Origin of the sequence: Paraburkholderia sp. DHOC27, from assembly GCF_003429005.1 — a bacterium.
GTDB lineage: Bacteria > Pseudomonadota > Gammaproteobacteria > Burkholderiales > Burkholderiaceae > Paraburkholderia.
Map to the genome: position 1 here is coordinate 122515 of NZ_QVQV01000007.1, position 23678 is coordinate 146192.

General features: G+C 63.0%; 19 protein-coding genes and 1 pseudogene. 10 read left to right on the forward strand and 10 right to left on the reverse strand.

All coding sequences use genetic code 11. From position 1 onward, the window contains the following. Positions 1 to 12: 12 nt before the first annotated feature. The 4 genes from fdrA to D0B32_RS22100 form a co-directional block, all read right to left on the reverse strand. On the reverse strand, positions 13 to 1566 hold the full coding sequence (gene fdrA, locus D0B32_RS22085) for an acyl-CoA synthetase FdrA (protein WP_117336435.1): 1554 nt from the start codon (positions 1564 to 1566) through the stop codon (positions 13 to 15). A 35-nt stretch (positions 1567 to 1601) separates the two neighbouring features. Then, positions 1602 to 2480, reverse strand: coding sequence for a DUF2877 domain-containing protein (locus D0B32_RS22090; RefSeq protein WP_181969871.1), 879 nt, complete (start codon positions 2478 to 2480; stop codon positions 1602 to 1604). Positions 2481 to 2522: 42 nt separating this feature from the next. Beyond that, positions 2523 to 3185: a cysteine hydrolase family protein gene (locus D0B32_RS22095; RefSeq protein WP_117336436.1), complete on the reverse strand. Its 663-nt coding sequence runs from the start codon at positions 3183 to 3185 to the stop codon at positions 2523 to 2525. Positions 3186 to 3528: 343 nt separating this feature from the next. Beyond that, positions 3529 to 4497, reverse strand: a complete 969-nt coding sequence (locus D0B32_RS22100; RefSeq protein ID WP_117336437.1) for a LysR substrate-binding domain-containing protein — start codon at positions 4495 to 4497, stop codon at positions 3529 to 3531. 115 nt (positions 4498 to 4612) lie between these two features. On the opposite strand from D0B32_RS22100, the gene D0B32_RS22105 reads away from it, so the two are divergent. From D0B32_RS22105 to D0B32_RS22130, 6 genes are all read left to right on the forward strand, one after another. Continuing rightward, the gene (locus D0B32_RS22105; protein ID WP_117336438.1) at positions 4613 to 5722 is read left to right on the forward strand and encodes a YeiH family protein; all 1110 of its coding nucleotides are present in this window, start codon (positions 4613 to 4615) and stop codon (positions 5720 to 5722) included. Positions 5723 to 6108: 386 nt separating this feature from the next. Next, positions 6109 to 6846 carry a glutathione S-transferase gene (locus tag D0B32_RS22110; protein ID WP_117336439.1) on the forward strand — a complete coding sequence of 246 codons (738 nt, stop codon included), beginning with the start codon at positions 6109 to 6111 and terminating at the stop codon, positions 6844 to 6846. A 157-nt stretch (positions 6847 to 7003) separates the two neighbouring features. Beyond that, on the forward strand, positions 7004 to 8737 hold the full coding sequence (locus D0B32_RS22115; protein ID WP_117336440.1) for a ClcB-like voltage-gated chloride channel protein: 1734 nt from the start codon (positions 7004 to 7006) through the stop codon (positions 8735 to 8737). Positions 8738 to 8950: 213 nt separating this feature from the next. Beyond that, a complete protein-coding gene (locus D0B32_RS22120; protein ID WP_117336441.1) occupies positions 8951 to 10288 on the forward strand; it encodes a C45 family peptidase in 1338 nt (445 codons plus the stop codon). A gap of 247 nt (positions 10289 to 10535) precedes the next feature. Beyond that, positions 10536 to 10787 carry a hypothetical protein gene (locus D0B32_RS22125; protein ID WP_117336442.1) on the forward strand — a complete coding sequence of 84 codons (252 nt, stop codon included), beginning with the start codon at positions 10536 to 10538 and terminating at the stop codon, positions 10785 to 10787. Between the two features lie 50 nt (positions 10788 to 10837). Continuing rightward, positions 10838 to 11068: a DUF2795 domain-containing protein gene (locus tag D0B32_RS22130; protein WP_117336443.1), complete on the forward strand. Its 231-nt coding sequence runs from the start codon at positions 10838 to 10840 to the stop codon at positions 11066 to 11068. Between the two features lie 46 nt (positions 11069 to 11114). Here the strand turns inward: D0B32_RS22130 and D0B32_RS22135 are convergent, their stop codons facing one another. Together D0B32_RS22135 and D0B32_RS22140 are read right to left on the reverse strand one after the other, a co-directional pair. After that, positions 11115 to 11573: a GNAT family N-acetyltransferase gene (locus D0B32_RS22135; RefSeq protein ID WP_259295092.1), complete on the reverse strand. Its 459-nt coding sequence runs from the start codon at positions 11571 to 11573 to the stop codon at positions 11115 to 11117. A gap of 334 nt (positions 11574 to 11907) precedes the next feature. Further along, positions 11908 to 12822, reverse strand: a pseudogene (locus tag D0B32_RS22140) (LysR family transcriptional regulator); the annotation flags it as partial. 436 nt (positions 12823 to 13258) lie between these two features. Between D0B32_RS22140 and D0B32_RS22145 the strand changes: the two are divergent. Beyond that, complete coding sequence (locus D0B32_RS22145; RefSeq protein WP_117336445.1) at positions 13259 to 13471, forward strand: hypothetical protein; 213 nt, start codon at positions 13259 to 13261, stop codon at positions 13469 to 13471. Between the two features lie 25 nt (positions 13472 to 13496). Here D0B32_RS22145 and D0B32_RS22150 read toward each other — a convergent pair whose 3' ends face one another. Together D0B32_RS22150 and D0B32_RS32340 are read right to left on the reverse strand one after the other, a co-directional pair. After that, the gene (locus tag D0B32_RS22150) at positions 13497 to 14120 is read right to left on the reverse strand and encodes a TetR/AcrR family transcriptional regulator (RefSeq protein WP_117336446.1); all 624 of its coding nucleotides are present in this window, start codon (positions 14118 to 14120) and stop codon (positions 13497 to 13499) included. 38 nt (positions 14121 to 14158) lie between these two features. Next, on the reverse strand, positions 14159 to 14434 hold the full coding sequence (locus D0B32_RS32340) for a hypothetical protein (RefSeq protein ID WP_147329552.1): 276 nt from the start codon (positions 14432 to 14434) through the stop codon (positions 14159 to 14161). 91 nt (positions 14435 to 14525) lie between these two features. Between D0B32_RS32340 and D0B32_RS22155 the strand changes: the two genes are divergently transcribed. The 3 genes from D0B32_RS22155 to D0B32_RS22165 are packed head-to-tail and all read left to right on the forward strand — an operon-like array spanning position 14526 to position 20310. Further along, positions 14526 to 15680: an efflux RND transporter periplasmic adaptor subunit gene (locus D0B32_RS22155; protein WP_117336447.1), complete on the forward strand. Its 1155-nt coding sequence runs from the start codon at positions 14526 to 14528 to the stop codon at positions 15678 to 15680. Further along, entirely contained in the window at positions 15677 to 18805 is a 3129-nt protein-coding gene (locus D0B32_RS22160) for an efflux RND transporter permease subunit (RefSeq protein WP_117336448.1), read from the forward strand. The genes D0B32_RS22155 and D0B32_RS22160 overlap by 4 nt, the downstream gene beginning before the upstream one ends. Before the next feature lie 2 nt (positions 18806 to 18807). Further along, the gene (locus D0B32_RS22165) at positions 18808 to 20310 is read left to right on the forward strand and encodes an efflux transporter outer membrane subunit (RefSeq protein WP_117336449.1); all 1503 of its coding nucleotides are present in this window, start codon (positions 18808 to 18810) and stop codon (positions 20308 to 20310) included. A gap of 18 nt (positions 20311 to 20328) precedes the next feature. Here the strand turns inward: D0B32_RS22165 and D0B32_RS22170 are convergent, their stop codons facing one another. Both D0B32_RS22170 and D0B32_RS32345 read right to left on the reverse strand, forming a co-directional pair. After that, positions 20329 to 22287, reverse strand: coding sequence for a tetratricopeptide repeat protein (locus D0B32_RS22170; RefSeq protein ID WP_259295093.1), 1959 nt, complete (start codon positions 22285 to 22287; stop codon positions 20329 to 20331). A gap of 171 nt (positions 22288 to 22458) precedes the next feature. After that, the gene (locus D0B32_RS32345) at positions 22459 to 23130 is read right to left on the reverse strand and encodes a hypothetical protein (protein ID WP_147329553.1); all 672 of its coding nucleotides are present in this window, start codon (positions 23128 to 23130) and stop codon (positions 22459 to 22461) included. Between the last annotated feature and the right edge of the window lie 548 nt (positions 23131 to 23678).

A 23678-nucleotide genomic window follows, 5' to 3' on the forward strand; every position in this document is an offset into this window, starting at 1 on the left:
TCGGTTGCCCCGTTACTTTTGCAATTGATGCCGCGCGACCTGAGTGGCCCACAACGCTGCCTGTGCATTACAGCCGGCCACCAGCACGCCCGCCGCTTCCAGCGCCTTGATCTGCGTGCTGCGGCACTGCGGGTCGGCTTCCGTGCCGCACACGTGCGAGATCAGCAACTGGAAGTCGCCTGGCTGCGCGGCTTTCGCCTCGTTGAGGATTCCTATGAGTTCGTGCGCGGGATCGGCAGCGGCGCCATAGCCCAGCACCAGATCGAACAACACCACGGCGGTGTGCGGATCGCGGCACTCGGCGAGAATCCGCTCGTTGCGCAGCGTCGGGTCGATCATCGGATGCGGACGCCCGCGCGTGAAATCGTCGTCGCCCAGGTCGACCAGCGTATGGCCCTCGCTGCGCCAGATATCGGCGAGGCGCGTATTGCCTTTGACGGGCGTATTCGACGCGCCGGCAAAGCCCTGCTCGCGGCACAACAACTGGCTTTCGTAGCAGAACGTGCCGCCCGCGAAGACACCGCGAATCAACTGGCGACGCGCGGGCAGCGCAGCGGCCGCGGCGTCGAGCCGGGCCGTGTCCGCCGCGCTCAACCAGGTGGACGCAGCCGGTACGCCGACGCCCTGCGCGAGCGCTACGGCCATCGCCGCGGAATCGGCCAGCGTGGGCGCCGGCGTGATGCCCGGCAAGGCCATTTCCTGCGCCGGAGCACCGAGGAAATGCACCACCACCGGCTTGCCCGCCGCTTGCGCACGCGCGAGGATTTTCTCTGCGACAGGACGTGCCGGCGGCTTGGAAATCAGCACGATCACGCGGGTCTGCGGATCGCCGATCAGCGCATCCAGCCCGAACAGCATCGAGATGCCACCGATCTCTTCGTGCAGATCGTGTCCGCCGGTGCCGAGCGCCTGCGACACGCCCGAGCCCAACTGGTCGATGCGGCAGGTCACTTCCTGCAGGCCCGTGCCCGAGGCCGCCACCACGCCAATGGGACCGCGCCGTACTACGTTGGCGAAGCCGAGCGGCATGCCGTTGATGATGGCGGTGCCGCAGTCGGGTCCCATCACGATGCGCTGCTTTTCGCGGGCCAGCGTCTTGACGGCCTTTTCCTGCGCGAGGCTGACGTTGTCGCTGAACAGCATCACGTGCATGCCGAGTGCGAGCGCCTTGAGCGCTTCGGCTGCCGCGTAGTCGCCCGGCACCGAGATCAGCGCGAGATTGGAGCCGGGCTCGGCTTCCGCCGCCATTTCGAGGCTGGTCGCGGCGGGCGCTTTCTCGGCGCCATCCGCGGATTCGGCGGGGCGGCTCGTCAGGCGTTCGTTGGCGAGCGCCAGCGCCTCGTCGCACGCGGCGCTCTCGCCACGCACGGCCACCAGCAGATCGTTCGGCCCAGCGTCCACGCCGTTGTCGAGGCCGGCGTCGCGCAACTGCACGAGATTGGCCGGCGTGCCCATTGCCACGGACGCCTGCTCGATACCCGGCAGCTTGCTGATCTGTGCGGAAATCTGCATCAGGGAAACGGAATCCTGATACATATTCCTGAATATTTTTATTTTGATATCCATTTCATCACCTGGAATTGTTGCGATTACCGCGTCGGTTAATCAATTGATAAGGCTTCATGCCGCGCTGCCTGCAAGGTTCTTAATCCACTTATTACGCCAGCCAGACTGTCCGTGCCCGAAGCTGATCCAACCTGCATGACACAATCCGCCGCAAACCTGATTTTCTTCAAATCAACGTGACGGCTTATTGCATGAACCAGGCGAGCCACCGGCTCGGAAAAATCACCTTGCAATGCCAATTGCAGATAATGGCGACTAATGTCAGTGGTCTGACTGAGTTGCGCCGCAATCAACTGTTTCAATAACGCGTGATGTGCGGCAACCGGTTCGATATTCAGCCACGGGGTAAGCACGGCGAGATAACCGAGCAGGAAATCGTCGCCATCCGGCGTCAGCCCCGTGCCGAATCCCACCAGCCGTACCACCTGTTGCTGCAACTGGTGAAGATCGTCGTGCAGGCCCAGCGAAACTTCGCGTGCGTACGCCGGCCAACCGGGCAACCACTGCAGCGCGCTGCGCAGGCCCTCTGTGCCGACATGCCGCCTTAACTCCGCAGCCAGCGCCGCGGCCACTTCGGGAGCGGGCAGCGGACCGCACCAACCCTCGAAGCTCGGTGGCGCCCAGCGCGCGGCGCCGTCCAGCAAAACCCGCCAGCCCTCGCCGTGCATCACGCCGTGTTCCAGCATCACCGTCGATGAACCGGCGGTGCGCTCGCGCCAGTCCCACGCTGCCGGCGTGGCGACGCGCACTGCCGCCGGCGAATTCTCGTAGCGCGCGTCGAGCAGCGTCAGCAGGTTGCCGTCACCGCGCGTCAGATTCAGGGCATGCCGAAACCGGCTGTGAATCCGGTAATGGCGCGCCTCTGGATCTTCTCCCGGCACACGGCAGCCAATGGACAAGGCTGTCAGGTTCATGCACTGGGCCATCATGGCTGCCATGCTCCGAGCGTTATGCAATCAGGCGCGCAGTCCTTCGACGATGCTTGCCGAATCACTGACCCAGCCGAAAATTGCCCCTTGCGCCTTGATCATTTCCAGCGCGGCCTTCTGGAATGCCGGGAAATACGAGCCCACGCAATCCTGCGGCACGATGCATTCATAGCCACGGTCGTTCGCTTCGCGCACCGTGGTCGTGACGCACACCTCGGTGGTCACGCCGCAGACGATCAGCGTCTTGATGTTGTGGTTTTGCAGGATCAGATGCAGGTCCGTCTGATAGAACGCACCCTTGCCCGGCTTGTCGACCACGGGCTCGCCCGGCAGCGGATACAGCTCGGGAATGATGTCGTGACCGGGTTCGCCGCGCACGAGGATGCGTCCCATCGGGCCGTCCGTGCCAATGAAGGTCTTGCCGCCGCGCGTGAGCTTGGCGGGCGGACAATCGGCCAGATCGGCACGGTGCCCTTCACGGGTATGAATGACCAGCATGCCGGCGGCGCGCGCGGCGCTCAGAACCTTTTCGCAGGGCACGATTGCCGTGCGCAGCAGCGAGACGTCGTTACCCAGTGCTTCGCCGAAACCACGCGGCTCGATGAAGTCGCGTTGCATGTCGATCATGACGAGCGCCGTGGTACGCGGGTCGAACGGCAGCGCAAAAGGTTGCGCGTTAAAATTCTTCATGGCCACCTCGAAACTCCTTAAACAAATCCGCAATAAACCAGCTAAATAAATCGCTAAATAGTCGGATGACATGGAGATAAAATCTGAGGCGAGTTTTACCCTCCCATCAGGGATATGCTTTGCAAAGAGGAAACCAAACCCTGATTAATGACCAGAGCGATCAATTCAGCATTCACGCAAACAATTGCACGCCTGGCGACCGTTTACCTAAATGCTGCCTTGCTCATTCCGGGAATTCGCCACCGACTGGAATTGAGTATAGCAACCGGTAATTCGAGTGCAATGAATGTTTTTATCGCGCACCGACAAATATTTCGAATCTGCGAGACGGGCTCGCCGCTGCCTATTTCGAGTCGATCTGGGTGAGTGCCAGAAAGCGCTCCACCACTCGGGACGGTGCACTCGCATGCGGAATCAGCACCGAAAAACGCCGCGTCAACGGCTCCGGCCTGAGGGAAAACAGACACAGCGCGCCGGCCTCGTGCCGCATCGACATGGCCGACACGAAACCGATGCCCATGCCCGCGCGCACCGCTTCCTTCACCCCTTCGACGCCGGCAATTTCGAGTGCCACGCGCATCGGCACGCCGGCGCGCGCAAAGGCACGCTCGACCATCTGACGGACGCCCGAGCCGGCCTCGCGCAGCACCAGCGGGTAATCGCCAAGTGCGGCGAGTTCGATGCTGGCGGTGGTGGTGCCGCTGGCGCTGGCGTTGGCTGTTGCATCAGCGGTGGCCGCATCGGCCGCCCCCACGCCCTGCGCGCCGTGCCTGTGCCGTTGCGCCAGCGCGTGAGCGCGCGGCACGATCGCGACGATCTCGTCCTCGTGCCACGCGTGCACGGCGGTGTCCGGCGGCAAATCGACCCCCACCGGACCTTCGACCATCGCAATGTCAAGCGACGCCAGCGCGCCGATGATGTCCGCCGTGTTGCCGTCCACGGTATGCAGCGTCACTTCGGGATGGCGCCGGTGAAACTCCGCGATCAGATACGGCAGCAGATAGCTGGCGGGCGTGGTGCTGGCGCCCACCCGCAGCGTGCCGCTCTCGAGCCCGCGCAGCGCGTCGCGGTAGGCATGCGCCTGCCGCCAGGTGTCGCGCAGGCGCGCGGCGTAGCTCGCGAGCTGCTCGCCCGCGGGCGTCAGGCGCACGCCACGGCCGTCGCGCAAATACAGCGGCTCGCCGAATTCGTCCTGCAACTGCCGCAACTGGCCGGACACGGCGGGCTGCGACAGGTGCAAGGCGACCGCGGCGCGGCTGATATTGCGATGCTCGGCGACGGCGGCGAACGTTATAAGCTGATCGGGGGTCATGGCGGATAACTATCGTGTGAACCGATAGTTTATGTCACAAATGACGATTTTTCATATCCATATATTCAAATTAGGATTAGCACCAATCCCATTCAACACGCCGCTGGCGAACATCATGTCCACCGCTCCTGCTTCTACCGTTTCCCCCGCATCGGTTGTTCACGAGGGTTCCGCCACCCGTGGACAGCTCAACGGCATCCTGTTCGTCGCCCTGTTCGCCGCGGCCGTCACGCGGATCGCCTCGGTGCCGGCCATCGCGGGGCTCGGCCTCAGTCCGCTGATCGTCGGCATCGTGGCCGGCGCGATCTATGGCAACGCCCTGCGCGACGGCATGCCGGCCAGTTGGGCGGCCGGCGTCAACTTCTCGGCGCGCCGGCTGCTGCGTATCGCCGTCGCCTTCTTCGGCCTGCGGGTCAGCTTGCAGGAGATCGCCCAGGTCGGTCTGCCCGGACTCGTCGAGTCGGTGCTGATCGTGGTGAGCACGCTCGCGGTCGGAACATGGGCCGGTATGAAACTGATGAAGCTCGACCGTGACACGGCGTTGCTCACGGCCGCCGGCAGCGCGATCTGCGGCGCCGCCGCGGTACTCGCCTTCGAGTCGACGCTGCAATCGAAACCGCACAAGAGCGCGATGGCCGTGGGCAGCGTCGTGCTGTTCGGCACCCTCTCGATGTTCCTTTACCCCGCGTTGCTGAAGGCAGGCTGGCTGCATCTGGATACTGTCGGCGCGGGCCTGTTCTTCGGCGGCACGATTCACGAAGTCGCCCAGGTGGTAGGCGCGGCCAGCAACGTGAGCCCGGAAGCCACGCATATCGCCACCATCGTCAAGATGACGCGTGTGATGCTGCTGGTGCCGGTGCTGCTGGCCGTGGGTGTGTGGATCAACCGCCCGGCACGTGGCGCAGCGCATGCAGCACACGCCGGGACCAGCGCGGATGCAGCGCAGAAGCCGCGCAAGCTGGCGATTCCCTGGTTCGCGCTCGGCTTTCTCGCCTGCGTGGTGGTGAATTCGCTGCACGTATTGCCCGCCTCCGCGACGCAAACCGTCAACCTGCTCGATACCTTCGCGTTGACGATGGCCATGACCGCGCTTGGCATCGAAACCCGCATCTCGCAGATTCGCGAAGCCGGACCGCGCGCGTTGACGACGGGTCTGATCCTGTATGTGTGGTTGATTGGCGGCGGCCTCGGCATCACGTGGCTCGTGCAACATTTCCTTGGCTAGGCGTCACGGCGGCGGTATCCCTAGCCGCTGCTTGTTGCGCCCTACCTGGTAACAGCCCGTTTGGCAGCACGATTATCAGCACCCTTCCCTGGCACGGCCATGAGCCACATTAGCCATGCCACCGACAGCCCCGCCGCGCGCGGGGCTTCGTGCGTTTTCGCTGCCCGGGCGGCGAGCGCACGCGTCATACTGTTCACATGCACGCTTCGCACGCTATGTCACGAGAGACGTCACGCGGTATGTCACGCAAGACACGCAAAAACGAACGCACAAACGGACACACCCCGACACACAAACGGACGCGCACTTGAGGCACGAACCATGCGCGCAGCAAGCAACGCGCCGAAATGACGCGTGATCTGAACCCATCAAATGAGGACCATCGAATGAGCTTTGAACTCTACTATTGGGACGGTTTGCAGGGCCGCGGTGAATTTGTCCGGCTCGCGCTGGAAGAGGCCCGCGCGGACTACATCGAAGTGGTGCGCGGCAAGTCGTCGGAGGGAGGCGGCACGGGCGCGATGATGGCGGTGCTCGACAGCAAGGACGAAGCATGCCCGCCGTTTGCGCCGCCGTTTCTGCGCGACGGCGATCTGTTGATCCCGCAGACCGCCAACATTCTCTTCTATCTCGGCCCGAAGCTCGGCCTCGCGCCCGCCGACGAAAACCTGCGCTACGTCGCCAACGGTCTGCAACTGACCATTGCCGATGTCGTCACCGAGGTGCACGACACGCATCATCCGCTGGCGAGCGGCCTTTACTACGAAGACCAGAAGGACGCTGCCAAAATTCGCGCGCACGATTTCATCGACACGCGCATGCCCAAGTTCATGCGGTATTTCGAGCGCGTGCTCAAGCAGAATCCGGCGGGTGATCAGCACATGGTGGGTGATGCGCTGAGCTACGTCGATCTCTCGATGTTCCAGCTCATCGACGGCCTGCACTACGCATTCCCGCGCGCCACGAAGCACTTCGGCGAGCACTACCCGCGCCTCGCCGCCTTGCACGATGCCGTCGCCGAACGCCCTAACCTCTCTGCCTATCTGGCCTCGCCACGCCGACTGGCCTACAACGAGACGGGCATCTTCCGACACTACCCGGAACTCGACAAGGCGACACGTTGACCGCAGCGGCCATCCACGTCACCCGGGCGACGCATACCGAGGATCGCCATCCTGGCAAACCCGGCAAACCCTGGCCGCCGCGCTGCTCACGCACGGCGGCGTCAATGCTATTCTTGCGCGCGGATTCTTTTCACTCCTTATCGGATCTGCTGCCGTCGTGCTCTCATTCCTGCTGAAGCTGCGCACCCGCGCTCAAACCTTGTTCCGGATGTCGGAATCTCACACCATGCTGGTCTGGTCGGTGGTGGTGGGCGTGGGCGGTGCGTTGTCGACCATAGCGTTTCGCGAGGGCATCTCGCTGCTGCAACTGGCCATCTCCGGGCAGTCGGGCAGCTTCGTCGGCATGGCCCGACGCCTGCCGTGGACCGAGCGCATCTGGTTGCCCGCCGCGGGCGGTCTGATCGCCGGCCTGCTGTTGCTGGTCGCGCGGCGTCATACGGACAAGAACACCCACACCGACTATATGGAAGCGGTCGCGATCGGCGACGGCGTCGTGCCGGTGCGCCTGAGCTTCTGGCGCAGTGTGTCGTCGCTGTTCACGATTGCGAGCGGCGGCTCGATCGGCCGCGAAGGCCCGATGGTGCAACTCGCGGCGCTGTGCGGATCGCTGATCGGACGCTGGGCGCACCTCGACCCGGCACGTCTGCGCCTGCTGGTCGCGTGCGGCGCGGCGGCGGGCATTACCTCGGCGTATAGCGCGCCGATCGCCGGCGCCTTTTTCGTCACCGAGATCGTGCTCGGCTCGATGGCAATGGAAAGCTTTGGACCGGTGGTGGTCTCCGCCGTGGTCGCGAACATCACCATGCGTGAGTTCACGCGCTATCAGCCGCCCTATGAAATGCCCGCTTTTCCGCCGGTGACGGGGGTCGAAGTGCTGCTGTTCGTGGCGCTCGGCCTGCTGTGCGGCGCCGCTGCGCCGCAGTTTCTGCGCATGATGGATGTGTCGAAGGCAGCCTTTCGCAAGCTGCCGTTGCCGCTGCCGGTGAGGTTGGCGCTCGGCGGACTGGTAGTCGGCATTCTGTCGGTCTGGTCGCCCGAGGTGTGGGGCAACGGTTATAGCGTCGTCAACTCCATCCTGCATTCCCCGTGGACATGGACCGCGCTCATCTCGGTCCTGGTATTCAAGCTGATCGCCACGGCGGCCACCGTCGGCTCGGGCGCGGTGGGCGGCGTGTTCACGCCGACCCTGTTCGTCGGCGCGGTGGTGGGCTCGCTATTCGGTTTTGCCATGCACTCCATCTGGCCGCACGGCACCTCGGCGCCGTTCGCGTACACGATGGTCGGCATGGGCGCGTTTCTGGCGGGTGCCACCCAGGCGCCGCTGATGGCGATTCTGATGATCTTCGAAATGACGCTCAGCTATCAGGTGGTGCTGCCGCTGATGCTGTCATGCGTGGTGGCGTATTTCGTGGCGCGCGCCATCGGCAAGAATTCGATGTACGAGATCACGCTGCACCGTAACCGCGAGGAGCAGGAGCGTTCGCGACTGCGTGCCACGCAGATGCGCGAACTGATCCGCCCTGCGGAAACCGTGGTGCAGCCCGGCGCCACGGTCCAGGAAATGACGCGGGTGTTCCTTGAATATCCGGTGAAGTATCTGTATGTCGCGGACGCGGCCGGTGCCTTTCTCGGCGTGGTCGCGCTCAAGGACATCACCTCGGATCTGATCGAGAAGCGCGACACCTCGGAGCGGACCGCCGCCGACTATCTGCAGCCGCACTTCGACGTGCTCACGCCGGACATGCCGCTTGGGGTCGCCTTGCAGCACTTTCTGGCGTTCCAGGGCGAGCGGCTGCCGGTGGTCGAAAGCGTCGCGCATCCGACGCTTGCCGGCGTGGTCTACAAGACGTCTTTGCTCGACGCGTATTTCCGCCTCAATCCGACGCGCTGAAGCGGGCTGGCAGACGACCGGACAGCAGGACAGCAGGACGGAGGGCGCACCGCGGCGCTCCATGAGCGCGCGCAGTGACTAAAATCAGTGACTACACTAGAACGAGCAAGACCGCGCAGCGTTTTTGCGCGCCGCGCTCAGTAAAGCACAGCACGCCGTCACGGGCGCCTCGAGATGAGTCGCGTGCGCCCGCGCCTTCGACCCGGAGCGAAGATGAGCGATCCCTCCACCGACGCCGTACGCCGCGACCAGGCGGGCTGGATCTTCGTGCATATCGAAGGCGAACCCTACGACCGTGGCGAGCAGCACGGCCAGTTGCTGGCCGCTGAAATCCAGAAGGCGATCCGCACGGCCCGCTACCTCGCGAAGTGGGACACCGGCGAAGATTTCGATACTTTCGTCAATGCGGCGGTGGCGCAATTCGCGCCCAAACTCGACAACGAATTCGCCGACGAAATCCAGGGCATCGCCGACGGCGCAAAGCTGCCGTTCGCCGAAGTGCTGGCATGGAACGGCTACATGGACCTGCTGCAAAGCTGGTGGCCGAACCATGTGGGCACCCAGAAGCCGCAACTCGGCGTGAAGCCGTGGCGAGGCCGGCGCGGTCATCATTGCAGTGCTTTCATTGCCACCGGCAGCGCGACCCGCGAGGGCCGCATCGTCATGGCCCACAACTCATGGGACCGTTACGCAGCCGGCGACGCCTTCAACGTCGTGTTCGACATCGTTCCGGAAACCGGGCACCGCATTCTCATGCAAGGTCTGCCCGGCTGCATTTCGAGCCTCACCGATTTCTGGGTCACGGCTGCGGGCCTGATGGTGACGGAAACCACCATCTCCGATTTCATCGGCTACAACCCAGCGGGTGCGCCGGAGTTCTACCGCTCGCGCCGGGCGTCGCAGTACGCGAACAGCATTGGCGAGTGGTGCGAGATTTTCGCCATTGCCAACAACGGTGGCTATGCCAACAGCTGGCTGCTCGGCGACGTGAAGACGGGTGAGATCGCCCGTTACGAACTCGGGCTGCACTGCTCGGGCTTCGAGAGTACGAAAGACGGTTTCTACAGTGGCTACAACACCGCGACGGATCTGAAAATCCGCAATCAGGAATGCATCGGCGAGGGCGAAGACTATACGGACGTGCGCAAAAACGGTGCACGACGCCTGCGCTTCATGCAACTCGCCGAGATCCACCACGGCAAGATCGACGTGGACCTCGCGCGCGAGATGATCGCCGACCATCACGACGTCTATCTGGACCGCAACGACAATCCGTGTTCGCGGACCATCTGCGGTCACCTGGAACTGGATGACGCGCGCTTTGGCGGTTCGGACCAGGGGCCGTTCAACCCGTGGGGCGCCAACGACGGCAAGGTGGTGGACAGTGAAATGGCCCGCGAGATGGCGTTCAGCGCCCGCTGGGGCCATCCGTGCGGGCGGGCGTTCGACGCCCAGGCGTTCATGAAGCGCCATCCCCAATGGAACTGGCTGAACGGCTATATGCAGGACCGCCCGTCGTGGCCGTGGACGCGCTTTGCGGCACTGCGCTAGCGGCACCTGGCGGGCGGCCAGCGCCGCCGGGCAGTCTGCGCAAGAGCCGTTTTTCTGTCATGATTTCAAATAGATGGCTGCGTCGCACCGCGTTTAGGCGGCGCTTGCAAGATTTGCCGTCTAAGATGGAAGAAGTGCGCTGGCCGTTAGTCACGGCTCGCACGAGGCGCGCGCCTCCCCTGCAGCCGCAGGAATGGCACAGCGCTTGCTGCAGTCTCTGCGCTGCATGAGCATAGGAGGTCGGGCGATGAAAACCTCGACACTGTTGGTGATGGTCACGCTGTCGGCTTCGTGCTTTGCGGCACCGGTTCACACAGCGCTCGATAGCACGGCCGGTCTCGCTGCCGAGCGCGCCAACGCGGCGCCCGTCGCGCCCGCCGCGCCTGACTTTGCCGCGCCTGACAACGCGAAACCACAACACTGGGAACATATCGCGCTGCCGAAATCGCGCCACCTGGAACGCGGCTTCATGAGTCAGGACGAACATCTGCAGACCTGAAGCTCACCCCTGTGGCCACACACCAGGATCACCCACCAAGGAGCGCGTGCATGGCCAACTCGGCTATCCCCGGCGAAGCGATCAATCTGCAGATTTCCGATGTCCTCAGCGAAGTCACCTATCCGGTCAACAAGGATGGTCTCGTGGACGCCGCTCGCGAAGCGGGCGCGAGCAACGAGGTGCTGGCCATGCTCGATGGCTTGCCTGAGCAGGACTACTCGAATATCGAAGCGGTAACGGCGCTGATCGGCGGGAGTTTTGGGCCGGGTGTGAGCGGTTAGTGTTGGGCCCGAGGCTGCTTCGCGGCGTGCCGCAGGCCGTCACACGTTACTGTGTTGCCCCCGGCTCGCGAACCGGCTCACGGACATAGTAGATGTCCCATTCGCTTTCGCCCGTCTTGGTGAAACCGTGCCGCTGGTAGAAGCGGTTCGAATCGCTGTCCCGCAGCGCCTTCAATCTCACTGATATATCACGCGACTGCGCGTCCGCGAGGATCGTGCGCAGCACGATTGCGCCGACGCCCTGCCCTTGGTAAGCCGGTGCGATATAAAAATGATTCAGCAGCAGATGGTCCGCTTCTGGCTCGACCTGCACCAGACCGGCTCTGACCTCGTCCACGAGGATGAAACGGCAGAACGCCGGTTCAAATGACGCCAGAAACCCCTCGCGAGCGCGGCCGGGATCGAAGCGGCCGATCCGCTCGAGGCTTTCGCGCATGGCTGCGACGCGGATCTCAACCAACGCATGCGCGTCCTCGCGGGAGGTTGCGGAAAAGGTCACGTTCAACTCGGTGCGCTCCTCTCAGTGTCGCGCACGAGCTTGCGGCGAGGGGTCGCCGCGCTGGCTGCCTGCGCGCATGGAGGCAGCAGTATCGCCTCCCTGCGCGCCTGCACTCAAGTACCGCCGGCGTGCAAGGCCGCCTGTGGCCTGTTGGCGGGTCTCAGATTGGCGAGGGCTGTTCCGTCAGCCGCGTGCGCGACACCTTGCGCGTCGGCACGGACGACGCCTTCACGCGCCGCGTCGTCTCGGGCGTCGGGAGGTCGTCGCCGTCGGCCGGAACCAGTTCCATTTCTTCGTCAAAAGCGCGCGCTGCCTGGGCCGCTGCGACTGCATTCGTCATCTCGCCCGGCTGAACGCTGGCGGTGCGGCTGAAGTGTTCGACCAGATGATCGATGAAGGTGCGGACCTTGGCGGGCAGATGATGACGGCTCGGATACGCGATCGTGACCTCGATCTGCGGCAGGCGGTAGTCGCCCAGCAGCCGCACCAGCCGGCCGCGTTCGAGATCGCGGCCAATCAGATAGCTCGGCAGGATCGCGATGCCCATGCCCAGCAGCGCGAACTGGCGCAGCATCTCTGTGTTGTTCGCGACGATGGCGTTGGTAGGACGAACCCGCACGTCCCCTTTGCCGTCGATGCTCGAAAACACGCGCTCGTCGCCACCATACTCGGACGGCAAGGACAGGCTCGGATGATCCTGCAACTGCTCGGGCCGAACCGGCGTGCCGTGTTTCTGCAGATACGCGGGCGTCGCGCATACCGTCATATGGCCGGTGGTGAGCCGCCGCGTGACGATGCTGGCGCTGCGCATCTGCCGCGCAATCAGGACGCCCACGTCGAAGCCTTCTTCGACCAGATCGACGTGGCGATCCACGAGGGTGACGTCCGGAATGACGTTGGGATAGCGCTCGGCGTACGACTGCAGCACTGGCGCGAAGTTATGCAGACCGAACACCACGGGCGCGACGATACGCAGGGTGCCGACGGGTTCGTGATTGCGCGCCACGACCATCTGCTCGACGCCTTCCAGATCGTCGAGGATGGGGCGCACGCGCTCCAGATAGACACGGCCCGACTCGGTCAACGACTGACTGCGCGTGGTCCGGTTGAGCAACCGGGTGCCGAGACGCTCTTCGAGATCGGCCACGTGCCGGGTGACCACTGCGGTGGAAATTCCCATCGCGTTGGCCGTGCGGGCGAAACTGCCAAGATCCGCCACTTTGACGAATACTCGCATCGACTGCAGATGATTCATGGGGCCACTCCTGCCGCTAGTACAGCCAAGCCAACGAACGGCGACGCAGCGCAACACGCGCGCGTCGGCGACCGGCAAGCCCCTGATTCCAGCAGAACGCCCTGTTGCCTGACCCGTGGCGCGCAACCCGCGCCGCCCGGCCCGCTAATCATGGCTTGCCCAACGGTTTTGATTGTATCCACCCGTCATGGCCCAACCCTGACATGAAGATGGCAAAACGGTCAGATTGCCCGGTTCGCTGCAATTGAGGGAGGTTGAGGGCTGTTCGGCGCGCGAAGACGATGGCGCGGATGATCTTGACAGTGGCCAGAGCCAACTGCTCAAAACGCGAAGACATAAGGTCAACCAGTGGTCAGCCAGTTTTTGCGCAGCGCACAATTTACTAGGTGAAAACCCTTATTCGCGGTATCATTCCACCCGAAAGGAAGATACTGCCATGCCACATCGTTATCAGATTTTTGAAAAAATCGCGTTTTCGTTGGTCGTTCTGTCGGCCGCGGCCTGCTCGGCCTTCATCGCCTACGAGACCAACCCCACCGTCCGTCAAACGGTGCAAGCCGGCAAGACCGCGCTGCAGTGGAGTGGCGAATACTCGTTCGTCTGCGCTTCGCCGGTAACGGACGCCTGCGCGAACTTCCCGGTGGACTAAGCCGGGTTCTCCCCCCGCGTCCCGCTCACTGCTGTACGCCGCGCCCAAACACGACGCGCGCAAAAAACCCCGCCAGCACCGCTTCCGTGGTCTGCGCCGAAACATTCTGCGGATCGGTGGTGTAGAAAAACTGCACCCCGTCGCACAATCCCATCAGACCAATGGCCAGCGTTTCAGCCGGCAGCGGCATCGGCGTGCCGGCTCGCCGCGAAAATTCGCTGATGTAGGCAGCCAGTTCTTCCAGCTTTTCATGCAGGAACGCGTTGAAGCGCACGCGAAAGCGCGCGTCGCGCGCTGCGAGAAGCTTCGCTTCCATCCACAGCAGAAAGCATTTGTTCTCGCGGTGCAGGTTGCTGTAGTAGGCCAACACACGCGCCTCCATCTCTTCGCGCGTGAGCCCGTCTTCGAAGATGCTTTCCAGCCCCGCCTTCATCGTCTCGTGATCGCGCCGCAGTAACTCCAGAAACAACTCAGGCTTGCTGCGGAAGTTCGAATAGAACGCGCCGCGCGTGTAGCCCGCCGCCTCCGCGATGTCTTCGACACTCGCCGCGACAAATCCCTTCTTCATAAAAATGGCTTGCGCAGCGTCGAGCAGACGCAGGCGCGTCTGGTCTTTGCTCTGCTCGCGAGTGAGTCGTTGGCGTTTCATGCCGGCGAGTGTAGCACTGAAAAGAAATTCAGATACAACTACACATTCAGATACAGGTGTGTATTAGAATGCATCGCATCATCCGAAGCGATGGCTCCTGGAGAGGAGCGCTTGCAGTGGCCGCGGTCATCTATCGGCGCTGCTAACCGCTGCTGTACGCGGCTCGAAACGGTTCTTGCCGTTGCGTTTGCCTTCAGGTTGGCGTCGCGTTTGCCATCGGCGCGTTGCGTTGCCATCGCTTCTGTCGTTGCTTCCTGGCTCGCCGGCCGCTGCGGCTTGCCGTGTTCGTTCGCCGTTTCCTGATCTGGGGTCATCGTGAATCGTCCCGGTTGTCGTGCATCGCATGCGATGCACAAGCCCTCTGCGCAACGTCCTTCCCTTTTCCGTGCGCTTGAGCGCGCCGACATGCGCCGTGTCACTGGCGCCGTCGCATTGGCTGGGCTCGTCCTGCTCGGCGCGTGTCATCAGCGCGAGGCGGCGGCGCCGGCACCGCGTCCCGTCGTCACCGCAGCCGTGCATGCCGACAACACGTCCCCGGCGGCGACGCTGCCCGGCGAAGTGCAGGCACGCTACGCCACGCCGCTGTCGTTCCGCATCAACGGCAAGATCATCGAGCGGCGCGTGCGCCTCGGCGACACCGTGAAGCTGGGCGAAGTCGTCGCGAGGCTCGACCCCGCCGACGCGCAAAAGAATGCCGCGAGCACCCAGGCGCAACTCGACGCCGCGCAACACAGCCTTGTTTACGCCAAGCAGCAGCTTGACCGCGATCAGGCGCAGGCGCGCGAGAACCTCATTTCCACAGCGCAGCTCGAACAGACCACCAACGCGTATGCCTCCGCCGCGGCCCAGCGCGACCAGGCGGCGCAACAGGCCGCGCTGGCAAAGAACCAGTTGCAGTACACCGACCTGATCGCCGACCACAATGGCGTGATCACGGCGGAACAGGCGCAGACCGGGCAGAACGTATCGTCGGGACAGGCCGTGTACAACCTCGCGTGGAGCGGTGACGTCGACGTGGTGGTCGATGTTCCGGAGAGCGCGCTCGCCGGGCTGGCGGTCGGGCAAAGCGCGCGCGTGACATTGTCGGCGTTGCCGGGTCGCACGTTTGCCGCGCGCGTGCGCGAACTGTCGCCTGCGGCCGATTTGCAAAGCCGTACCTGGCGCGCCAATCTCACGCTGCTCAATCCCGGTCCCGACGTGCGGCTCGGGATGACCGCGGACGTGGCCATTGCTGCAGGTAACAGCGCAGATAACGGCGCCGGTAACAGCGCAGGAAGCAACCCCAACGACAACCCCGCGCAAACCACCGCCTCGTTCACGTTACCCGCCACCGCCCTCTTCCACGAAGGCAACACGACCGCCGTCTGGGTCGTCACTGGCAGCGACAACACGCTGGCACTGCGCCCCGTCACCGTGACGCGTTATGACGAACGCACCATCACCATTGCCGGCGGCCTCAAGGACGGCGAGCGCGTCGTGCTGCAAGGCGTTCACACGGTCACGGCCGGCGAGAAGATCCATCCCATTGCGCCGCTGCATCCCGAGGACTTCGGTTCATGAGCACCACCCACGAAGAAGGACGCTTCAATCTGTCCGCGTGGGCGCTGCGTCATCAGGCGCTGGTGGTGTTTCTGATCGCGCTCGCCACGCTGTTCGGCATCCTTGCGTACACGAAGCTCGCGCAGTCCGAAGACCCGCCCTTCACGTTCCGCGTGATGGTGATCCAGACCTTCTGGCCCGGCGCCACCGCGCGTCAGGTGCAGGAACAGGTAACGGACCGCATCGGGCGTAAATTGCAGGAGACGCCGGACATCGACTTCGTGCGCAGCTACTCGCGCCCCGGCGAGTCCCTGATGTTCTTCTCGATGAAGGATTCCGCGCCGGTCAAGAACGTACCCGAAACCTGGTATCAGGTGCGCAAGAAAGTGGGCGATATCGCGGCCACCTTGCCGCCCGGCGTCCAGGGCCCCTTCTTCAACGACGAATTTGGCGACGTCTACACGAACATCTACACGCTCGAAGGCGACGGCTTTTCTCCCGCGCAACTGCACGACTACGCAGACGAACTGCGCACCGTGCTGCTACGTGTGCCGGGTGTGGGCAAGGTGGATTACTTTGGCGATCCTAACCAACACATCTACATCGAGATTGCCAACACGCAACTCACGCGCCTGAACGTTTCGCCGCAGCAGATCGCGCAGGCCATCAATTCGCAGAACAGCGTCGCGGCGGCGGGCACGCTGACGACCACCGACGATCGCGTGTTCGTCCGCCCCACCGGTCAGTTCAAGGACGTCAAGGCGCTCGCCGATACGCTCATCCGCATCAACAACCGCTCTTTCCGGCTCGGCGACATCGCCACCATCAAGCGCGGCTACGACGATCCGCTCGCCACGCAGATGCGTTTCGGCGGCAAGGCCGTGCTCGGCATTGGCGTGACGATGCAACCGGGCGGCGACGTGATCCAGCTCGGCAAGGCGCTCGACAAGGAATCGGCCACGCTGCGCGCCTATCTGCCTGCCGGCCTGAAGCTCGTGGAAGTGTCGAGCATGCCGCACGCGGTCGCGCGATCCGTGGATGACTTCCTCGAAGCGGTCGCCGAAGCCATTGCCATCGTGCTGGTGGTGAGCCTCGTTTCGCTGGGTGTGCGCACCGGCATGGTGGTGGTCATTTCGATTCCCATCGTGCTGGCCGTGACCGCGTTGTGCATGTATCTGTTCGACATCGGTTTGCACAAGGTTTCGCTCGGCACGCTGGTGCTCGCGCTCGGGTTGCTGGTGGACGATGCCATCATCGCCGTGGAGATGATGTCGGTGAAGCTCGAACAAGGCTGGAACCGCACGCGCGCGGCCGCGTTTGCGTACACCAGTACCGCGTTTCCGATGCTCACTGGCACGCTCGTCACGGTCTCCGGTTTTCTGCCCATCGCGCTCGCCAAGTCGAGCACCGGCGAATACACGCGTTCAATCTTCGAAGTCTCGGCCATCGCGCTGATTGCGTCGTGGCTCGCCGCCGTGGTGCTGATTCCGTTGCTCGGCTATCACATGCTGCCCGAGCGCAAACGCCAGGCGCACGAGGCCGACGACCACGAACACGACATCTACGACACCCGCTTCTACCGGCGCCTGCGCGGCTGGATTGGCTGGTGCGTCGAACGACGCTTCGTGGTGCTGATCATCACGGTAGCGCTCTTCATCGTCTCGCTGCTCGGCTTTACGCTGGTGCCGCAGCAGTTCTTCCCGAGTTCCGACCGGCCCGAATTGCTGGTCGACGTGCGCCTGCCCGAGGGCGCGTCATTCGTCGCCACCTTGCGCGAAGCGCAGCGGCTCGAAAAAGCGCTGGTGGGACGGCCGGAAATCGACCACACCGTCGACTTCGTCGGCACCGGCGCGCCGCGCTTCTATCTGCCGCTGGATCAGCAGTTGCCCACGCCGAATTTCGCGCAGTTCGTCATCACCGCGAAGTCCGTCAAGGACCGCGAGAAGCTCGCGCAGTGGCTCGAACCCGAATTGCGTAACCAGTTTCCGGCCATCCGCACCCGGCTGTCGCGGCTGGAAAACGGTCCGCCGGTCGGCTACCCGGTGCAGTTCCGCGTGAGCGGTGACGACATTGCCACCGTGCGTTCGATTGCCGAACGCGTCGCGGCCACCATGCGCGCGGATCATCGAACCACCAACGTGCAGTTCGACTGGGACGAGCCGTCCGAGCGCTCGGTACGCTTCGATATCGATCAGAAGAAGGCGCGCGAACTGGGCGTGACCTCCGACGACGTGTCGAGCTTCCTCGCCATGACCTTGTCCGGCTACACCGTCACGCAGTACCGCGAGCGCGACAAGCTGATCAGCGTCGATCTGCGCGCGCCCAAAAGCGAGCGCGTCGATCCCGCCCGGCTGACCGAACTCGCGATGCCCACGCCCAACGGTCCGGTGCCGCTCGGCACGCTCGGCCACCTGCATTACGACCTCGAATACGGCGTGATCTGGGAGCGCGACCGCCAGCCCACCATCACGGTGCAATCGGACGTGACGGCCAACGCGCAAGGCATCGACGTGACCAACAGCGTCGACAAGGCGCTCAGCCAGATTCGCGCGACGCTGCCGGTCGGCTATCGCATCGAGGTCGGCGGCTCGGTGGAGGAAAGCGCGAAAGGCCAGACCTCCATCAACGCGCAGATGCCGATCATGGTAATCGCCGTGCTGACCTTGCTGATGATCCAGTTGCAGAGTTTTGCGCGCGTGCTGATGGTCGTGCTGACCGCCCCGCTCGGCCTGATCGGCGTGGTGGCTACCCTGCTGCTGTTCGGCCAGCCGTTCGGCTTCGTGGCGATGCTCGGGGTAATTGCGATGTTCGGCATCATCATGCGCAACTCCGTGATTCTCGTCGATCAGATCGAGCAGGACATTGCCTCGGGGCACAAACGCTTCGATGCGATTGTCGGTGCCACGGTGCGTCGTTTCAGACCGATCACGTTGACGGCGGCCGCCGCCGTGCTGGCGCTGATACCGTTGCTCAGTTCGAATTTCTTCGGGCCGATGGCCACCGCGCTGATGGGCGGCATCACGAGCGCCACGGTGTTGACGCTGTTCTATCTGCCCGCGCTCTACGCGGCTTCGTTCAGAGTGCGCGGCGACGAACGCGAAGCGCCGCCAGCCGATGCGGCGTCCGCATCGCACTCGGGAAATTGATCATGGCAATTTCTGTGTTCCAGCGTGTGAGCTACGCCCGTGGCCTGGCAGTGAGCAGCAGCGTGCTGTTGCTCGCAGCGTGCTCGTTCAGCCCGAGCGGCAATGCACCTACCATGCCGCAGCCCGCGCATTACGGCGCCGAGGAGCAGCCCCTGCAGACGGTGCCCGCGCAAGGCATCACGCAGCAGTTCGTGGTGGGCGCGCAACCCGTGCCGACGTGGTGGCGTCTGTATCAGTCGGACGACCTGAATGCGCTCGTCGACGAAGGCTTGCGCAATAGCCCGACACTCGCCGCCACCGACAAGAGCCTCACCGCTGCTCGCGAGCAACTGCGTGCGCAGGTGGGTAGCTCGATGTTGCCGACCATCGACGCCGGCGCTCAGGCAGCGCGGCAACGTGCGCTGGCGATTCCCGAGATCGGACCGAACACGTTCCTCTACAACGACTTTGTCGGCCAGTTGCAGGCGCGCTATACGATCGACCTGTTCGGCGCGTCGCGGCTCGCGAACGCGTCACTGGCATCACGCGTGAACGTACAGGTGTATCAACTCGAATCCGCGCGACGTGCGCTGGCCGCCAACATCGTGAGTGCCGCGATCACCGCGGCTGCGCTGCATGCGCAGATCGACACCACTGAGCGGCTCATTGCGCTTGCCGACGACGACGCTCGCGACGCGGCACGCCGCTACGACCTTGGCGCGGTTTCGCACGCGGATATGCTGAGCGCGCAACAAAACGCGGCCTCGCTGGCCGCGAGTTTGCCGGGCTTGCGGCAGCAATGGCAGACCACGCGGCATGCGCTTGCCGTGCTGATGGGCCGCACGCCCGACGCCGCGCCTGCGGATCTCGATCTGGCCAGTCTGCATGTGCCCGAGCAGGTGCCAGTGGTGGTGCCATCGGAACTGCTGCGCGCGCGGCCCGATATTCAGGCGGCTGATGCCGCGCTGAAAGCCGCCGCCACGGATGTCGGCGTGGCCACTGCGCAGATGTATCCGAGTCTGTCGCTGAGCGCGTCGATGGGGCAAGGGGGATTTAGCTGGCCCGCGGCGTTATCCGGTGCCGGCGCGATCTGGGCGGTGGCCGGATCACTGTCGCAACCAATCTTCCACGGCGGCGCCTTGCTCGCGCAGCGCCGGGCCGCGCAGGCCACTTATGAGGCCGCGATCGACCAATACAAACAGACCGTACTCAGCGCGTTTCAGAACGTCGCGGATACGCTCGCTGCTCTGGAACACGACGCGCAGGCGCTCGACGCCGCGAATGTCGCGGCGCGCGCGGCACAAGGCATCTCCGATGAGACGGCGGCACGCTATCGACTGGGCGCGGTTCCCGTCTCGGCCGCGCGCTCGAGCGAGCAGCAGTTCCGTAACGCACGGCTCGATGAGATTCGCTACACGGGTGCACGGTTGACGGATACAGCAGCGTTGTTTCAGGCGATGGGCACGCCGCCGGTGGGAGCCCCGGCTGGGGATTCGAAGCAAATGGAGAGCGTCACACGCAATTGATTGGCGCCCGGTTTTCGCTCACGCGTCGGGCGTGATTTGCAGCGCTTCTCGCACCGCTTGAATCACGGGCTGCCAGTCACCCAGTTCCTGCTGACGAAAGAGGCGCATGGACGGATACCAGGGGCTATCCGCCCTGTCGATCAACCAGCGCCAGTCCGCGCACGCGGGCAACAGCACCCAGACCGGCAAGCCCGCAGCGCCGGCGAGATGCGCGACGGACGTATCGACCGTGATGAGCAGATCAAGTGACTCGAGTATCGCCAGCGTGTCGGTGAAATCGACGATATCCGGGCCGAGGATGTGTATGTCGATCTCGTCCTTGATGGCTTCGCACTCTCGTTCACGCGCTCCTTTTTGTACGGAGTACCAGGTGATGGCAGGCGTCATGAGTAGCGGCCGCAATGTGTCCAGGTTGATCGACCGGTGGTGGTCGAACGGATGGGTCGGATCACCCGCCCACACGAGTCCGACGCGCTTTCGGGTGGCGGGTTTGGAGTGATTCGCGGGTTTTACATGACTCGTGCGTGGTGTCGGGTCGCCGAGATAGCTCCGCCAATGCCGGCGTTTCTCCGGCGCTGCTTTCACGTAGCCGCATGCGAGCGGAAGCATCGACAGGTCCAGCTTCATCACCGCCGGCATGCGCAGCATATGGCAGCAGTAGTCATACGGTCCTGGCGGCTCTTCCGTCCATACTGCGTTCACGCCGTCAACGCTGCGCGCCAATTCGCCCAGCGTACCATCTACCCACACGTCGACAATCGCACCCTTCTCATGCAGCCAGTGAACCAGTTGAAGAAACTGGATCTGATCGCCCGAACCCAGCTCCTTCACCAGCAGAAACCTGGCATGTCTAACTGGTTCGCCGCACCACTCGGGGAAATTTACCTGAACGGGCTTACGAAAAAGGTTGGTCTTTTCATGCCATTTCCAGCGCTGCCAGCCCTGTTCGAAATCTCCGAACTTCAGTTCCAGCGTTGCCAGAACGTACTGCACGAAGGCGTTCTGCGGCAGATATCTCACGGCCACCTCACAATGTTTGCGCAGGCCGGCAAGATCGTTTAACGCATCGAAGGCATACATGGCGTTCATGTGCAGCCGTTCGTTCGTGGGATCGATTTGCAGACCTTGCCGGGCGACCTCGATCGCATCTCGGTAGCGACGAATGCCGTTGAGCGCGTTAGCGAGGTCCTTGAGCGCCATCGCATCCGCTGCGAAACGGGATCGAACCGCGTGAATCACGTCGTCGATCTCGTCATCGCGCCCGGCTTTGGACAGTGCCTTGATCAGATCGAGCCCCGTGGAGAGGCGCGTTGGATCGAGCATCCACGCACGTAACCCGTAGTGCGCGGCGTCGGGAAACAAGCCGAGTTCAGCGCTGATCTTTGCCATCGCGGAATGGGCGTGGTGCAGGTCGGGTTCGAGTTCGAGCGCTTTGACATAGTGGACCGTCGCCTCGCGGAGGCATCCGCGCGCGTGCAGGCAATCGGCCAGGTTGCAATGGATGGTGGCGGAGTGCTCGTCCAGATCGAGTGCGCGGCGGTAAAAACCCTCGGCCGCCGCGGCGTCGCCGGTCTGCGCGGCCAGAAGTCCGCACTGCTCTGCGATATCGGCGCGCTCAGGCGCGATGAGCAAGGCACGCTGTAGAAAGTCGAACGCTTTTTCTGTTTGTTTGTTGAGGAACGATGCCAGACCCGCACAATGGAGCGCGTGGAGATGGTCTGGCTGATGTGATAACGCCTGCTCGTACCCGGCGATGGCTTCGGCCAGGCGATGCTCGTTAAAGTGCGCGTTAGCGCGCGCGATGAGCGCCTGCACGCTTTGGAAGTTTGGTGGAATGTTTGGCATTGACGTCGACGCGCTCGGTGTTGTGGTTCGGTGCATAGTGCGGCGGTGGGTGAAGCGTGTGGGCCGTCGCGCGTGGCGCAGTTTGAGTTGGTAGCGCGCAAGGGATGCGCCACTGCGACCGGGCGGATCCATGAATCACATGGAAAACACCACTCGCTGCGGAAGACTAGCCTCCCGGAAGCGATAGAGGCTTAGGAGACTGCCGATTTGTGTGAGAGGTAAGTTACCCGCAGCGTAAAGACGAGTGCCGCGGCGCAAGAGATTTAAGGGGTAAAAGTTAACTCGTACATGCCTCGCAGCGCTCTACTTCGACAGCGTTTCTATTGACAAACCGGTCGACTCATATTCCGTGGTGACGCCGCTTAGGTAGACGCCGATTCGATCCTTTGACTGTGCAACGCGAAAGCCGTGTGTCAGCTCTTTCCCGTCCTTTTTCAGGCTGATACATTTTGCCACCGCATTTTGGCAGCCCTGGTTGAAGTCATGCAGTTTTTCTTCGGCCTGCTTTGATCCGGCTGTCTCGCCAATCACACCCGGGAGCGCAACGACAATTCCAAGCAGACATACTGCAGCTGCAACGAGCAGAATCCAGATGGCTCCAAGCCATGCCGTCCTGACCTTCCCTGTCCAGCCAGATGGTTTGGTCTCCAGGATTTTGTCCGCGAGACATTGTCGTACGAGAGACCAGACGAACCCACCAAACGCCGATGCCACACAATATGCCACTAACACAAGCCAAGACTTTGGGTCTCCACGGAAAATGTCAGCAATGAAACCGAAAGATACCTGTACGCCATTGATCAAGTGTGAAGCTTGATCTATTGGAAACGCTTCGGCGTCGGCGTTAAACGCCCCGAGATAGGCTTGGTAGGCTGATGCCCCCGCGAAGTAACAACCCGCGGGAACAAGAATACCAACTACAGTCAGTGCCTTCGTTCCTACCCATTCGGGAACGGCTCTAAGGCTTGTAGCCACATCAATTTTTCTTCAAAAGGAGTCCTACATTTAACGAGAATTTCTGATTCTGGCACAAAATTTCGCACTCCCGGCATCTCGATATATTCGTATGGCGATGCCAAAGAATAGGACCCCTGCTGCATGTAATCAAGCAGCACGCGCTGCAAAGCGCAAATCGTGGTTCAGTTGCGAACATCCTTTGCGATCAAGACGGTCGCGGACGGTGCGGAATGCGCCCCGGTCAATGGTCGAACTGACTCTTCATAGCTTTCACCTTACGCTCGGGTTTTTGACCTACGCATTCGACCTCTTCGACGGTGCACCTTTCCGGGTCAATCAGGATCGCTCTCATTCCCGTTCTTCCGTCACTGACAGTCTTTCCCGCAGCCACGCCGCCTGCCTTGGCAATCAACTTTGCGTCGACTGCGGAGCGCAGTGACGAATAAACTTTCGATTGAATGACAGGGCACTTTGCGTTTTTGCGAGCTGCATTAATCCATCTTCCTAGATAAGGATAACTAATGCTTAACAACAAAGGGTAAAGCTGTCCGTCGCACCGAAATTTT

What these genes read in the sequence shown, in the direction of transcription:
- fdrA (WP_117336435.1), bottom strand. Translation starts at nt 1,566, where the DNA reads ATGGATATCAAAATAAAAATATTCAGGAATATGTATCAGGATTCCGTT.
- D0B32_RS22090 (WP_181969871.1), bottom strand. Translation starts at nt 2,480, where the DNA reads ATGAACCTGACAGCCTTGTCCATTGGCTGCCGTGTGCCGGGAGAAGAT.
- D0B32_RS22095 (WP_117336436.1), bottom strand. Translation starts at nt 3,185, where the DNA reads ATGAAGAATTTTAACGCGCAACCTTTTGCGCTGCCGTTCGACCCGCGT.
- D0B32_RS22100 (WP_117336437.1), bottom strand. Translation starts at nt 4,497, where the DNA reads ATGACCCCCGATCAGCTTATAACGTTCGCCGCCGTCGCCGAGCATCGC.
- D0B32_RS22105 (WP_117336438.1), top strand. Translation starts at nt 4,613, where the DNA reads ATGTCCACCGCTCCTGCTTCTACCGTTTCCCCCGCATCGGTTGTTCAC.
- D0B32_RS22110 (WP_117336439.1), top strand. Translation starts at nt 6,109, where the DNA reads ATGAGCTTTGAACTCTACTATTGGGACGGTTTGCAGGGCCGCGGTGAA.
- D0B32_RS22120 (WP_117336441.1), top strand. Translation starts at nt 8,951, where the DNA reads ATGAGCGATCCCTCCACCGACGCCGTACGCCGCGACCAGGCGGGCTGG.
- D0B32_RS22125 (WP_117336442.1), top strand. Translation starts at nt 10,536, where the DNA reads ATGAAAACCTCGACACTGTTGGTGATGGTCACGCTGTCGGCTTCGTGC.
- D0B32_RS22130 (WP_117336443.1), top strand. Translation starts at nt 10,838, where the DNA reads ATGGCCAACTCGGCTATCCCCGGCGAAGCGATCAATCTGCAGATTTCC.
- D0B32_RS22145 (WP_117336445.1), top strand. Translation starts at nt 13,259, where the DNA reads ATGCCACATCGTTATCAGATTTTTGAAAAAATCGCGTTTTCGTTGGTC.
- D0B32_RS22150 (WP_117336446.1), bottom strand. Translation starts at nt 14,120, where the DNA reads ATGAAACGCCAACGACTCACTCGCGAGCAGAGCAAAGACCAGACGCGC.
- D0B32_RS32340 (WP_147329552.1), bottom strand. Translation starts at nt 14,434, where the DNA reads ATGACCCCAGATCAGGAAACGGCGAACGAACACGGCAAGCCGCAGCGG.
- D0B32_RS22155 (WP_117336447.1), top strand. Translation starts at nt 14,526, where the DNA reads ATGCGCCGTGTCACTGGCGCCGTCGCATTGGCTGGGCTCGTCCTGCTC.
- D0B32_RS22160 (WP_117336448.1), top strand. Translation starts at nt 15,677, where the DNA reads ATGAGCACCACCCACGAAGAAGGACGCTTCAATCTGTCCGCGTGGGCG.
- D0B32_RS22165 (WP_117336449.1), top strand. Translation starts at nt 18,808, where the DNA reads ATGGCAATTTCTGTGTTCCAGCGTGTGAGCTACGCCCGTGGCCTGGCA.
- D0B32_RS22170 (WP_259295093.1), bottom strand. Translation starts at nt 22,287, where the DNA reads ATGGATCCGCCCGGTCGCAGTGGCGCATCCCTTGCGCGCTACCAACTC.